At 46.9% G+C, this 13,086-nt stretch carries 12 protein-coding genes; 5 read left to right on the top strand and 7 right to left on the bottom strand.

The window, feature by feature from the left end; all coding sequences use genetic code 11:
• Positions 1-27: 27 nt before the first annotated feature.
• Positions 28-1,023 (bottom strand): class 1 fructose-bisphosphatase, encoded by a 996-nt coding sequence (locus FD961_RS03105; protein ID WP_371817159.1) that lies wholly within the window; start codon positions 1,021-1,023, stop codon positions 28-30.
• Between the two features lie 180 nt (positions 1,024-1,203).
• Here FD961_RS03105 and FD961_RS03100 point away from each other — a divergent pair, with 180 nt between their 5' ends.
• A complete protein-coding gene (locus FD961_RS03100; RefSeq protein WP_215394062.1) occupies positions 1,204-1,407 on the top strand; it encodes a type II toxin-antitoxin system VapB family antitoxin in 204 nt (67 codons plus the stop codon).
• A 2-nt stretch (positions 1,408-1,409) separates the two neighbouring features.
• Positions 1,410-1,793 (top strand): type II toxin-antitoxin system VapC family toxin, encoded by a 384-nt coding sequence (locus FD961_RS03095; protein WP_215394061.1) that lies wholly within the window; start codon positions 1,410-1,412, stop codon positions 1,791-1,793.
• A 14-nt stretch (positions 1,794-1,807) separates the two neighbouring features.
• Here the strand turns inward: FD961_RS03095 and pepN are convergent, their stop codons facing one another.
• The 5 genes from pepN to FD961_RS03070 form a co-directional block, all read right to left on the bottom strand.
• Positions 1,808-4,417: an aminopeptidase N gene (pepN, locus tag FD961_RS03090; RefSeq protein ID WP_215394060.1), complete on the bottom strand. Its 2,610-nt coding sequence runs from the start codon at positions 4,415-4,417 to the stop codon at positions 1,808-1,810.
• Positions 4,418-4,462: 45 nt separating this feature from the next.
• Positions 4,463-5,038, bottom strand: coding sequence for a TMEM165/GDT1 family protein (locus tag FD961_RS03085; protein WP_071464946.1), 576 nt, complete (start codon positions 5,036-5,038; stop codon positions 4,463-4,465).
• 81 nt (positions 5,039-5,119) lie between these two features.
• Positions 5,120-6,238 (bottom strand): alanine dehydrogenase, encoded by a 1,119-nt coding sequence (ald, locus tag FD961_RS03080; protein WP_215394059.1) that lies wholly within the window; start codon positions 6,236-6,238, stop codon positions 5,120-5,122.
• Between the two features lie 9 nt (positions 6,239-6,247).
• Positions 6,248-7,576 carry an amino acid permease gene (locus FD961_RS03075; protein WP_371817166.1) on the bottom strand — a complete coding sequence of 443 codons (1,329 nt, stop codon included), beginning with the start codon at positions 7,574-7,576 and terminating at the stop codon, positions 6,248-6,250.
• A gap of 273 nt (positions 7,577-7,849) precedes the next feature.
• Entirely contained in the window at positions 7,850-8,620 is a 771-nt protein-coding gene (locus FD961_RS03070; protein WP_215394057.1) for a ThiF family adenylyltransferase, read from the bottom strand.
• A 22-nt stretch (positions 8,621-8,642) separates the two neighbouring features.
• Here FD961_RS03070 and pdxH point away from each other — a divergent pair, with 22 nt between their 5' ends.
• Complete coding sequence (gene pdxH, locus FD961_RS03065) at positions 8,643-9,278, top strand: pyridoxamine 5'-phosphate oxidase (protein ID WP_215394056.1); 636 nt, start codon at positions 8,643-8,645, stop codon at positions 9,276-9,278.
• Positions 9,279-9,294: 16 nt separating this feature from the next.
• Here pdxH and msrA read toward each other — a convergent pair whose 3' ends face one another.
• A complete protein-coding gene (msrA, locus tag FD961_RS03060) occupies positions 9,295-9,867 on the bottom strand; it encodes a peptide-methionine (S)-S-oxide reductase MsrA (RefSeq protein ID WP_215394055.1) in 573 nt (190 codons plus the stop codon).
• Between the two features lie 49 nt (positions 9,868-9,916).
• Here msrA and FD961_RS03055 point away from each other — a divergent pair, with 49 nt between their 5' ends.
• Together FD961_RS03055 and FD961_RS03050 are read left to right on the top strand one after the other, a co-directional pair.
• A complete protein-coding gene (locus FD961_RS03055) occupies positions 9,917-11,314 on the top strand; it encodes a coniferyl aldehyde dehydrogenase (RefSeq protein WP_215394054.1) in 1,398 nt (465 codons plus the stop codon).
• Between the two features lie 240 nt (positions 11,315-11,554).
• Positions 11,555-13,084: a DEAD/DEAH box helicase gene (locus FD961_RS03050; RefSeq protein ID WP_215394053.1), complete on the top strand. Its 1,530-nt coding sequence runs from the start codon at positions 11,555-11,557 to the stop codon at positions 13,082-13,084.
• The last annotated feature ends 2 nt before the right edge of the window (positions 13,085-13,086 follow it).

The following is a 13,086-nucleotide window of genomic DNA, read 5'->3' as shown; positions in this document are numbered from 1 at the left end:
GGCCCTATTGGGCAATTACCAGCCTGATTATGAGTGGTAATGCTGTAAACGATCAATTTCCTCTTTAGACCCTAACATCACCGAGACGCGCTCATGTAAATCAGTAGGCTGTAAATCCATAATGATCTCTTTGCCATTGGTTGATGCGCCACCAGCCTGCTCTACCAAGAAGCTCATGGGGTTTGCTTCATACATCAAACGCAACTTACCAGGCTTATTAGGTTCACGTTGATCCCAAGGGTACATAAAGACGCCGCCACGGGAAAGTACGCGATGGACATCAGCAACCATGGAGGCAATCCAGCGCATATTGAAGTCTTTTTCACGTGCACCGCCAACACCAGCCAAGCATTCATCTACATAACGGCGCACTGGATCAGCCCAGTGACGCATATTAGACATATTGATTGCAAATTCTTTAGTGGAGTGCGAGATCGTGACGGAGTCTTTGATTAATAAGAACTCGCCCGTTACCTTGTTCAGGGTAAACATAACGACGCCGTCACCCAAAGTCAGGGCCATCGTGGTTTGTGGGCCATAGACCACATAACCCGCTGCCACTTGGTGACGGCCTGACAATAGAAAGTCAGATGTCTGCAGGGGTGCTTGTGGATCTTGTTTTTTCAATATTGAGAAAATAGTTCCAATGGAGACATTCACATCGATATTAGAAGATCCATCTAGCGGGTCAAACAATAGAAGATAGTCACCAGTGCCCTGCACAGGGACTGGCAATTCCATTTCTTCAGATGCCAAACCTGCAAGTGACTTGCAGCCTTCAACACCCTCAATTAATAAATCATTGGCAATGATGTCAAGCTTTTGCTGAACTTCACCCTGCACATTTCCAGTGCCAGCGGAGCCCAGTAAACCTATCAATGCGCCCTGCGCCACTTCATGACTGAGAGTTGAGCAGGTGCTAACTACAGCGGTAAGTAGGTCCTGAAGACCAGCAGGCACTTCCGCCCCTTTTGGTTTGGTAGAAGCTAGGTATTGCTTGAAATTAATATGAGAACTAAACAAAAGGATTTCTCCAAGGCGCTATTAAGAATAGGGTCTATTTTGCCCTGTAATTCAGGTTTAACCACAAATGAAGCTTCCCAAGCCTTAACAATCTAGTTTTTCAGCTAGCCAAGTTATTCATTCTCTTATACGATGTTTATATTGATGCTTAATTGCATCAATCTTGATGAGGATGGATAAATGAGAACCACCGTAACAATTGATGATGACCTATATCAAACCGGACTAGATCTTGCGGATCCCGGAATGGATAAAGCAGACCTTTTTCGCGAAGCGATGACTGTTTTTGTACGCGTTCAGAGCGCTAAACGACTTGCTGCATTAGGCGGAAAAGTGCCTCAAATGAAAGCTATCCCTCGTCGAAAAAATAATGGTGGGCAGTAAATATGCCAATGATTTTGGCTGATACTTCGGTGTGGGTATCCCACTTCAGAAAATCAAATGCATCATTTGCATCTTTGTTGGCAAATGATCAAATCTTATGTCATCCCTTGATTCTGATTGAACTAGCATGCGGATCTCTGCCATCACCACGCTCAAGAACTCTGAATTATTTAAAGATGCTTCGACAGGCAACAGTAGCAACCACAGAAGAAACAATGAATTTTATTGAAACACATAAACTCTACGATTCTGGCTGTGGCGCTATTGATATTTCACTAGTGGCTTCTACGCTTCTCTCAGAAAATGCGCTCATTTGGACTCTTGATAAACAACTAGAGTTGCTGGCTATCCAACTTGGCGTTTCTTATAACCAACAACTTCATTGAAGATAGACGGCAAATCAGTTTCCTAAGGCTTTTCCAATAACCTCTCTCACATCTGGAGAGAGAGTCTGGCATGCTGAAACCCGCTCCAGAGCCGCTTTCATATGGTCTTGATAGGGTTGGGCAAATAAACGCCAGCGATCTAGCGCCCTTGCGAGGCGAGCCGCTACTTGAGGATTGATGGCATCCAAGGCTAATACGCTGTCCGCCCAAAACTCATAGCCACTACCATCAGGCTGATGAAAACTTGCCGGGTTGTTCGCACAAAAAGCATGAATCACGCTACGAGCACGATTTGGGTTGTTGAGTTTAAATGCCGGATGGTCACGCAGACGCTTGACATCAGCAAGCGTTAACTCAAGACCATCTACTGGCGGACGGCTCGATTGCAAAGCAAACCACTTATCAATCACTAATGCATCATTAGCAAAACGGCTATAAAAATCATTCAAACAATCGCTTGCTGCTTTAGCACCATGAATCACTAGCGCAGCAAGTGCCGCATAACGATCGGTCATGTTGTCAGCAATCTGATATTGATTAACCGCCATCGGTGCCCAGATCTTTGGATCGGCTTCTAGCAACATACTCAACGCAAGATTTTTGAGTGCGCGCTTACCAGAGTCAAGCGCATCAGACTTAAATGGTCCAGGCGTTTGGTTCTGTTGATACAAAGCGGCCCACTCCAATTGCAACTGCTTGGCAATTGCTCTACGGAATGCGCGGCGAGCAGCAAAGATTTTCTGCGGGTCTACGCTAGCACACTGCTCGTATAGATAAGACTCAGCAGGCAGTGTTAAAGCCAGCTCTTTAAACGCAGGATCTAGCTTGGGGTCTAACAAAAGAGTGCGATAAGCAGCAATCAGGCCAGCATCTGGCAAGCGATTATTCAAAATCATTTGCATTGCTAGCTTCTGACCAGCCTCCCAACGATTAAAGGGATCGTCATCACTGGAGAACAAGGTTAAAAGATCTGCTTCACTTTGTTCAAAATCTAAGTTGATCGGCGCAGAAAAGTCACGATTAATGGATAGAACCGGACGCTCGTTGACATTGTCAAATGTCCATGACTGCGTGGGCTCAGTTAATTCTAGTAATTGCTCTACCTGATCATTAGCAGCAGTAATTAAACGCATCTTGAGCGGAATATGAAATGGCTTTTTCACAGGCTGCCCAGGAGTAGCCCCGCAGCTTTGAGTCAGAGTGAGGTGATATTGGTTCTTGGCAGCATCGTAATGCTCTTCTAATTTGACTCTTGGCGTGCCTGCTTGGCTGTACCAGTTCTTAAACTGAGTGAGATCTTTGCCATTGGCATCCGCCATGGCCATTAAGAAATCATCGCAAGTAACCGCCTGTCCATCATGGCGCTTAAAGTAAAGATCCATACCCTTGCGAAAACCCTCTCTACCCAGCAAGGTTTGGTACATCCGCACAACTTCAGAACCCTTTTCATATACGGTGACGGTATAGAAGTTATTAATTTCTTGATATTCGTCCGGACGAATAGGATGCGCCATCGGACCCGCATCTTCTGGAAACTGTAACTGGCGTAACAATCTCACGTCTTCGATGCGCTTCACTGCCCTTCCCGACTCACTACCCATCTGGTCCGCTGAGAACTCCTGATCTCTAAATACTGTCAAGCCCTCTTTAAGGGAAAGTTGAAACCAGTCTTGGCAGGTGACACGATTACCAGTCCAGTTATGGAAGTATTCATGCGCAACAACACTCTCGATATTGGCAAAGTCAGCATCAGTTGCCGTTTCGGGTTGGGCTAGAACAAACTTGGTATTGAAAATATTCAAGCCCTTGTTCTCCATTGCGCCCATATTAAAGTCGCTTACCGCCACAATCATGAATCGCTCTAAATCTAACTCCAAACCAAAGCGCTTCTCATCCCAATGAATTGAGGCAATTAAGGAATCCATTGCATGACGGGTCTTTTTAAGATCATGCGGCTCCACCCAAATCTGTAATAACTTCTTGGCACCACTGCTGGTGGTGATCGTCTCTTCAATACATTCGAGCTTGCCAGCTACCAGCGCAAATAAATACGACGGCTTCGGAAATGGGTCTTCCCAAGTGGCGCTGTGCCAGCCATTGGGCAACTTTTCCTCTTTTAATAGATTGCCATTCGATAGCAACACAGGGCATTCAGCTTCACGTGCTTGCAAAGTGACGCGATAGCGCGCCATCACATCTGGACGATCCAAGAAATAAGTAATCTTGCGAAAACCTTCTGCCTCACATTGAGTAAAGAAATTTCCGTTTGAAACATACAAACCCATCAAGGTAGTATTTTTCTCAGGCACGCAAATGGAGATGATCTCAAGCGTGAACTTATCTTTGCCATCGTTTGGTAAAGAATGAATTGATAAGGTTTCTGGGGTCAATTCAAAATGGCGATGGGCCTCACCATTAATGCGCAGACTAACAAACTCAAGTTCTTGACCAACCAATACCAAGGGTGAGCCTGGCTCAAAACTTTTGCCGGGCAATACCTCAATTCGGCTTTTGACAATCGTGCGAGCCGGATCTAAAGCAATATCCAACTCAACCTGATCAAAGGTGTAAACGGGGGGGTGGTATTCGAGCCGACGAAAGCTCTGTGGCAGATCAGTTTTCATGCCCTTATTTTAAGTCTTAGGCTGGACTTGCGCTATTTGCCTAGCTCAATGCCACAAAAGGGTTGCCACCCCAATGGCAATAAAGGTAACTGCCGCTACAGCATGAACCCATTTAATAGGCATGCGCTGAGTAAATTTCTGCCCTATCCAAACCGCTGGAGCGTTCGCCAACATCATCCCCAATGTGGTGCCAACAGTGACAGATAGAACATCATCATATCTAGCGCCCAAAGCAATAGTTGCAATCTGCGTCTTATCACCCATCTCAGCCAAAAAGAACAAGACAACCGTCAGAATGAATACCTGAAATGCGCGATCAGCCACTTTTGATTCTGCTGCATCATCAATGTGATCGGGAACTAATAGCCATAAACCAATCCCCAAAAAGCTTGCTCCTAATATCCAGCGCATCATCTCTGGAGAAACTAAGGTGCTTATCCAATGACCCAAAAATGCTGCGCACGCATGGTTGGCAATGGTTGCGATGAAGATGCCGGCAATGATAGCTAAGGCTTGCTTGGGATAACGTGCAGCCAACATTAAAGACAGTAATTGGGTTTTGTCACCCATCTCTGCTAGCGCAACGACACCAGCAGAGAGAGTTAAAGCAGAAAAATCCATGGAATTTGTGATTTCATTAAGTAGAGTCAGTCCAGTTTATATCCTCAGGTAACTGACCCCACTAATCCATGGATATGAGGGCTAGGCCACAAACAGCTCCTCAGCTAAAGCAAAATCCAAGCCCTGCGCCTGTGCAACAGGCTTGGAAGTCAGCTTCCCCTTATGGACACTTAGGCCATTACGCAAGTGATGATCGATGGATAGAGCCTTCACCACCCCACGATTAGCTAAAGCCTCTACAAAGGGATAAGTAGCATTGGTTAAAGCAAAGGTAGAGGTTCTTGCTACGGCACCTGGCATATTGGCAACGCAGTAATGCAATACCCCGTCGACCAAGAAAGTGGGATCAGCATGCGTAGTGGGTTTTGAAGTTTCAAAACAGCCTCCTTGGTCAATCGCGACATCCACAATGACTGCGCCAGCTTTCATCTTCTTGACCATTTCATGGGTCACTAATTTTGGCGCAGCTCCACCCGGTAATAGGACGGCACCAATCACTACATCCGCCTCACACACTTCTTGCTCAATCAACAAGCTATCAGAATAAAAAGTGCGTACGCGATTGCCATAGAACATATCAATCTGACGCAAGCGATCGATATCACGATCAAAGATGCAAACATCCGCGCCCATGCCTACTGCCATCTGCAAAGCATTACGACCGACAACTCCGCCGCCCAAAATAACGATCTTGGCAGGCGAGACGCCAGGAACCCCAGCCATCAGCACACCCAAACCACCGTGTGTTTTCTCCAAGTGTGAGGCTGCTGCTTGAATCGACATCCGCCCGGCCACCTCACTCATTGGCGCAAGTAGTGGCAAGGCTCCATTCATTGCGGTAACCGTCTCATAGGCAATACAAGTAGCACCTGAAGCAATCAAGGCCTTGGTCTGCGCTGGATCTGGAGCAAGATGCAAATAGGTAAACAGAATTTGATCCTCGCGCAACATGGCACATTCTTGTGGCTGAGGCTCCTTCACCTTCACAATCATCTCTGCCTTCTGAAAGACCTCTGCTGCACTATTAATCAAAGTAGCTCCAGCAATCCGATAGGACTCATCACTCAGACCGATTTGTTCTCCAGCACCTCTTTGCACTAACACTGAATGCCCTTGCCTGCATAAGCCACTGACATTGCCTGGGGTTAAGCCAACTCGAAACTCATTATTTTTTACTTCCTGCGGAACACCAATAATCATTTCTATCTCCTATGATTTAAATTCATGGTTAGTTTTCGTTTTGCGATGTAGACCGACGATATAAAACATCGCGAGATACACGCCCAGTAAACACGGACCTAAGATCAATGCAATCCGTGCATCCTCATGAAAGCCCATTAGCACGACTACTAAGAAAATAAATGCCAGAGCAAACCATGAGGAATAGGGCCACCAAGGTGCGCGGTAGCCCAACTCAGCCACTTGCGCCTTAGTTAAAGATCGACGGAATTTCATTTGGGTAAACAGGATGGCAATCCACACCATCAAGCCCACAAAGGTGACGGCAGCCATGATGTACTGAAAGGCTTTATCGGGAACAAAGTAGTTGAGCACCACGCCTGACATACATACAGCCACTGTTGCCATTACCGCACGATGAGGAACGCCGTATTTGGACAACTTAGCAAAAGGCGCAGGGGCATAGCCATTATTCGATAAGGCGTACAACAGTCGACCACCACTGAAGATGCCGGCGTTACAAGATGACAATGCTGCTGTAATCACCACAAAATTGATGAGCCCCGCCGCTTCACGTAAGCCAATACGTTCAAACATCACTACAAATGGACTGCCCTGCTGCCCGACTTGATTCCAAGGAAAGATCGCCAAAATGACTAAGATCGCGCCCATGTAAAAAATCAAGATGCGCCAGGCTAATGAGTCAATTGCCATTGGGATGGTTTTCTTTGGATTCTCAGCTTCACCTGCAGATAAGCCAATCATCTCGATGCCAACGTAAGCAAATAAAACCATTTGGAATGAAAGCAACATCCCAGTAATACCATTAGGGAAGAAGCCACCGTGTTGCCAGAGATTGCTCAAACCAATGGGCTGCCAGTCATTCGTAAAGCCAAACAAAATAACTGCACCACCCAAGGCAATCATTGCCACAATGGCTACTACCTTAATGAGAGCAAACCAAAACTCAAACTCACCAAATACTTTGACAGCAATGAGATTGATCATGCCCATCATGGCAATTGAAGAGAGCGCCCAAATCCATTGAGGGGTTTCCGGAAACCAAATCCCCATATAGATACCAACTGCAGTGACCTCCGCTATACCCACCACAATCCAATAGGTCCAATAGCCCCAACCCACCATATATCCCGCAAGTGGGCCAACATAGGTATTGGCGTAGGCAGCAAAGGAGCCTGCTACAGGCTCATGCACTGCCATCTCACCAAGCGTACGCAGAACAATGAATGCGACGATGCCGGCAAGCAAATAACCCAAGAGAATGGAAGGTCCAGCAATTTGAATTGCACTCGCTGATCCAAGAAATAATCCAACGCCAATCGTTGAACCTAAGGCCATTAAACGAATGTGCCTTACTTTGAGATGGCGCTTTAAGCCAGTTTGTTCAGTCTGCAAGTGAGACCTCCTTTCGATTTGTCGTTGGCGATTTACCAACGAAGCAAAGTCTAGGGAGGACTTCTCATCTGTACTAGGGGATGAAAATAACTAAAGTGGCTAAATGATTAAAAGTAGAGACTCTGAATATTGAAATTGCTTTTAAAGCATGTTGAGCGGCAGTCTCACACCGCGCATGACTGCAACAGAATCAGTAATTTCCTACAGGGAATCCCCTTAAGGATTTACAGTAGTTTTAGGATCGTGACCGATTAAATTCAGAATTTCAGCTGCTGCTGCCAAGCCACAAGCTGCCGTAACCATGACAGTAGAGCCATATCCAGAGCACGCTAGACCGCCAGTCGATGCCCCAGCGCGAGGCTCATGAGAGTAAATCGCTCTGATACCGATTTTGTGTTTGAGGTTTCTGGAAAAACCATGATCTTGCCTAAGTCCCTGTCGCACCTTTGCTAATAAAGCATCTTGCTCAGTGCGCGATAAATCATCGCAACGCACAGAAGTAGGGTCGGTCTTGCCACCTGCTGCTCCACACATTACCAAGGAGCGATCGCCATTTCTAGCCCAAACTGATAGTGCAATTTTGGTCTGTACTGAATCAGTGGCATCTAAAACATAAGCATCACCAGGAATAATGCGATCAAGATTTTCGGGTTCTAAAAATTCATCACAAGCAGTCAATTGAATTTCTGGATTGATCTGCAAAATACGTTGAGTCATTGCCTCAACTTTCGCTTTGCCATACTGCCCTTCAAAGGCGTGCAACTGACGATTGGTATTACTCTCAGAAATGTGATCAAAATCCACCAGCACTAAATGACCGATGCCAGTTCGCGCCAATGCTTCAGCCGCCCAAGAACCAACACCGCCCAGACCAGCTACGACAACCGTCGCTTTCTGAAAGCGAGCACGCAGATTGGTACCGTAGAGTCTAGAAACCCCTCCAAAGCGACGATCCTCAATACTGCCCTCTTGCTTGTCTTCTGCCATAGCTTCTCTTTATACTGAATAAATGGACTCCATTGCTCAACTTCGTAAAAACTATACCTTTGGTCAGCTTTCAGAAACCGAAGTTCCGCACAATCCTTTCCCGCTATTTCAACTCTGGTTTGACCAGGCAGTAAAGGCGGAGTGTCCAGAACCCAATTCCATGACTTTGGCTACTGCAGATACAGCCGGAAATCCATCAGCCCGTATTGTCTTACTAAAAGGGGCCGACGAAAATGGCTTTACCTTTTTTACGAACTACGAAAGCCAAAAGGGCAAGGATCTAGCGACTCGCCCTCAGGCAGCCCTCCTTTTTCACTGGCACGAATTAGAGCGTCAGGTACGTATTCAAGGGAAGGTAGAGCGCGTTAGCGCAGAAGAGAGCGACCAGTACTTCCACTCCCGCCCTCCCGCCTCCCGCATCGGCGCTTGGGCATCCCCACAAAGCGCAGCCATTCCCAATCGAGAATTTCTAGAAGAGGCCGAAAAACGCTTCAAAGCAGAATTTGGTGATACACCACCGCGCCCGCAGCACTGGGGTGGTTATCGCTTACGCCCAACTGAGATTGAGTTTTGGCAGGGTCGTCCATCGCGCTTACATGACCGCATTCACTACAGGCTCAATGGAGATACTTGGGTAGTGAATCGACTTGCGCCTTAATGACGCTAATAGATTTTTAGGCGTATTGCGGCGCAATCAGTGATTTAAATTTAGCTCTAAATTTAGCCAACTTTGGAGCGACCACAGCAGCACAATACCCTTGATGGGGATGCTGCTGAAAATAATTCTGGTGATAATCCTCTGCCGGATAAATCGTTGGGGCTGGATCAATTTGCGTCACTACTGGATCAGCGTAGATCTTGGAATCCTCTAGCTCTTGTACAACCTCGCGAGCGATCCTGACCTGCTCATCACTATGCGTAAAGATGACTGAACGATATTGCGTTCCATGATCATTGCCTTGGTAGTTCAATGTTGTGGGGTTGTGGATCACAAAGAAAATTTCCAATAAATCCCTAAATGAGATCTGCTGGGGATCAAATTCAATATCCACAATTTCAGCATGACCAGTGGCACCCGTGCAGACAGATTCATAAGAGGGGTTCGGCCTAGCACCCCCGGCATAACCAGAGACGACGCTCTTAATGCCAGAAATTTGCTGGTACACAGCCTCAAGACACCAAAAGCATCCTCCTCCGAGGGTGGCTCTCTCTAATTGGGGTGAAGTTTTATCCGTAATTTCGCTCATGGCTTTATCCTAATGCCTTATCCCTATGCTTGCCAACTATTAATCCAATATGAATCGCTTCACTATCCAACTTGATGAAATCCAGGCGGCCTACACCGCTGAACCAAACCCAACCATCGAAGTGAGACTTGAGCGAATTGGTCGAATCGAAAAAATGATTGCAGCCAATGAAGAAAAACTTTGCAAAGCTCTTGTAGCTGACTTTGGAGTCCGAGATTCTATAGAAACTCGCTTAGTTGAGCTCAAAGGGCTATACCAAGCTTGCGCATATACCCGCAAACATCTCAAAGAGTGGATGAAGCCAGTACAAGTGGAGATCCCTTTTTACATGGGAGGATCCGAAGCTTGGATTGAAAGTCAGTCGATTGGTGTAGTTGGCATCATGAGTCCCTGGAACTACCCGGTGCGATTAGCATTGCTCCCGGCTATTGCCGCTTTTGCAGCCGGTAACCGGGTTTGGTTAAAACCATCCGAACGCAGTTCCCGCACTTCCGGATTTTTAGCAAGTCTGATTCAAGAGTATTTTCATCCTAGTGAATTTTGTGTCACTACTGGTGGCTCCGATGTTGCAGAACAATTTGCTGCACTGCCTTTTGCTCATCTATTCTTTACAGGCTCAGAAGCAATCGGTAAAAAAGTAATGCGTGCTGCGGCTGAAAGCCTTACTCCCATTACCTTGGAATTAGGTGGCAAATCCCCAGCCATGATTGATTCGTCTGCCAAACTTAAAGATGCGGCAGCATCTATTGCCTACGGCAAGCTTCTCAACAGCGGTCAAACCTGTATTGCACCAGACTATGTCCTCATTGAAGAAAGCCTACAAGACGCATTTATTCAACAATTACAAACTGCAGCTCATCAGCAATTTAGCGATCCCAAAGAACTTACTGGGCCAATTGATGATGAACAACTGCAATACTGGCAACACCTTCTAAGTGATGCAATAGACCGCGGCGCTAAAGCAATTCCCTTGCTCAATAACCCTTCTGCAGGCGGTAGACGCTTTGAACCCGTTGCCTTAATCCAAGTGCCTCAAGATGCTCGTGTGCTTCATGAAGAAATCTTTGGGCCGATCCTGCCCATAGTGACTGTGGCAAATTCTGCTGCTGCAATTGAGTACATCAACAAGAGGCCTCATCCATTGGCGCTCTACTGGTTTGGTAAGAATAAGAAAAATTTGCAACAAGTGTTAGAACAGACACGCTCTGGAGGTGTCACGATCAATGATGTTTTCTTGCATGCCGCCCTTGAGTCTTTGCCGTTTGGTGGAGTTGGCTCAAGTGGTATGGGTAAATATCATGGCAAAGCAGGCTTTGATACCTTCAGCTATCAAAAGTCGATTCTGGAGGTGCGCGGTCTACTAGGTACCAATTTAATGAAGGGCACAAAACCCGCTCATCCACCTTACGGTAAAAAGATAGAACGTCTATTGCGTACCCTTAAATGAAGTATTTGGGGAAAACCCTTGTAATCACAGTCTCAAACTGTCATAATGAGAGGCTTTTTTAAGCAATTTGATTCATCGCCCCCCAGCTCTATTTCAGCGTACCGTTTAGAAGTCATAAACACCGAAGTTCAAAAAACGCGCTGCCGCTTGTCTGATGGTCGATGCCTTTGACCATCGCACCCTATAAAAAACCATGGGTGCAACATACGGAGACATCCCTTAAAGGGGATGTGTAATAGCATGACTTTTTCTAAAGAAACTAAACACGAGTCACAAGACTCAAAGAGCACTGGAACTGAGTTCCAGAACTTTGCCTTAGCGGCATCACTCCTTAAAAACGTTGCTGAACTGGGTTATACCCAAGCCACTTCTGTGCAAGCTCAGGTTATACCTGCAGCCTTAGCTGGTGGTGACTTATTGGTCAGCAGCCAAACCGGTAGCGGTAAAACCGCAGCCTTTTTATTGCCTTTGATTAATCAACTCATCGAAAGCAACCCGAATAATTCACCTGTACCAGGTCGCGCACAACCTAAAGTGTTAGTGCTCTGCCCTACACGTGAATTAGCTCAGCAGGTTTCTGCCGATGCGGTGAACTTAGTTCGCGGCATGAAAGGGATTCGTATTGCCACTGTTATGGGTGGTATGCCTTACGGTAAACAAATCCAAGCATTGAAAGGTGCATTGTTAGTTGTTGCAACCCCAGGTCGTTTACTCGACTTGTGCGATAGCAAAGCAATTCGCTTAGATGATGTTAAACAGCTCGTGATTGACGAGGCTGATCGCATGCTCGACATGGGATTTGCTGATGATCTCGAAGCAATTGATAAACGTTGCGCAAGTCGTGACCAAACCTTGATGTTCTCTGCCACTTTCGCGCCGAAGATTATGTCTTTAGCAAACGAGTTGACTACAGATGCTAAGCGTATTGAACTTGCTCACGCAGGTGAAAAGCACGCCAACATTGAGCAGAAGTTGCATTGGGCTGACAGCATGTCACATAAACACAAGCTTCTTGAGCACATTTTGGCTGATGCCTCTTTGGATCAAGCGGTGGTGTTTGCAAGCACTCAAGTTGAAAGCGAAAAGATCGCCGACACATTGCGTGCCAATGGTTATGAAGCAACTGCCCTTCACGGTGCAATGCCTCAAGCTGTTCGTATGCGTCGCCTCGAATCTTTACGTAAGGGTCATACCAAGATTTTGGTAGCAACTGACGTAGCAGCTCGCGGTATTGATGTACCACGTATCAGCCATGTGATTAACTTTGGCTTGCCAATGAAACCAGAGGACTACACGCACCGTATCGGTCGTACAGGTCGCGCTGGTCGCAATGGTGTAGCAATTACTTTGGTTGAGCATCGTGATCGTGCCAAGATTCGCAATATCGAGCGCTTTACACAGCAAGATATCGTTGCTTCAGTAATCGCTGGTCTTGAGCCACAAGCTAAGCCAAGCTTTGGTGGTGGCGGTGGTCGTCCTGGAGGCGGTCGCTCAGGCGGTGGCTTTGGTGGCAATCGCTCAGGCGGTGGCGGCGGTCGTTATGGCTCTGGCGCACGCTCTGAGTCACGCTTTGGTGGTGGCGGTTCTGGTGGTGGCAATGGCGGCGGAAGTCGTTCTGGCGATTCACGTCCAGCTCGTTCTGCTGACTCACGCCCTGCTCGCTCTGCGGATTCACGTCCAGCACGCTCTGGTGACTCACGTCCAGCAGGCGGCCCACGCTTTGCTAAACCAAAGACTGGCGGCCAACGTCGTAACTTTAGCGGCAGCTAAAA

The organism is Polynucleobacter sp. TSB-Sco08W16, assembly GCF_018687455.1.
Classification (GTDB): domain Bacteria; phylum Pseudomonadota; class Gammaproteobacteria; order Burkholderiales; family Burkholderiaceae; genus Polynucleobacter.
Note: the sequence above shows the minus strand (reverse complement) of the source record. Positions and strands in the feature narration are given on the sequence as shown.

Excerpts from the sequence above, each read along its gene's own strand:
- pdxH (WP_215394056.1), top strand. The coding sequence starts at position 8,643 with ATGGACTCCATTGCTCAACTTCGTAAAAACTATACCTTTGGTCAGCTT.
- msrA (WP_215394055.1), bottom strand. The coding sequence starts at position 9,867 with ATGAGCGAAATTACGGATAAAACTTCACCCCAATTAGAGAGAGCCACC.
- FD961_RS03075 (WP_371817166.1), bottom strand. The coding sequence starts at position 7,576 with ATGGCCTTAGGTTCAACGATTGGCGTTGGATTATTTCTTGGATCAGCG.
- FD961_RS03095 (WP_215394061.1), top strand. The coding sequence starts at position 1,410 with ATGCCAATGATTTTGGCTGATACTTCGGTGTGGGTATCCCACTTCAGA.
- FD961_RS03085 (WP_071464946.1), bottom strand. The coding sequence starts at position 5,038 with ATGGATTTTTCTGCTTTAACTCTCTCTGCTGGTGTCGTTGCGCTAGCA.
- pepN (WP_215394060.1), bottom strand. The coding sequence starts at position 4,417 with ATGAAAACTGATCTGCCACAGAGCTTTCGTCGGCTCGAATACCACCCC.
- ald (WP_215394059.1), bottom strand. The coding sequence starts at position 6,238 with ATGATTATTGGTGTTCCGCAGGAAGTAAAAAATAATGAGTTTCGAGTT.
- FD961_RS03055 (WP_215394054.1), top strand. The coding sequence starts at position 9,917 with ATGAATCGCTTCACTATCCAACTTGATGAAATCCAGGCGGCCTACACC.
- FD961_RS03050 (WP_215394053.1), top strand. The coding sequence starts at position 11,555 with ATGACTTTTTCTAAAGAAACTAAACACGAGTCACAAGACTCAAAGAGC.
- FD961_RS03070 (WP_215394057.1), bottom strand. The coding sequence starts at position 8,620 with ATGGCAGAAGACAAGCAAGAGGGCAGTATTGAGGATCGTCGCTTTGGA.
- FD961_RS03100 (WP_215394062.1), top strand. The coding sequence starts at position 1,204 with ATGAGAACCACCGTAACAATTGATGATGACCTATATCAAACCGGACTA.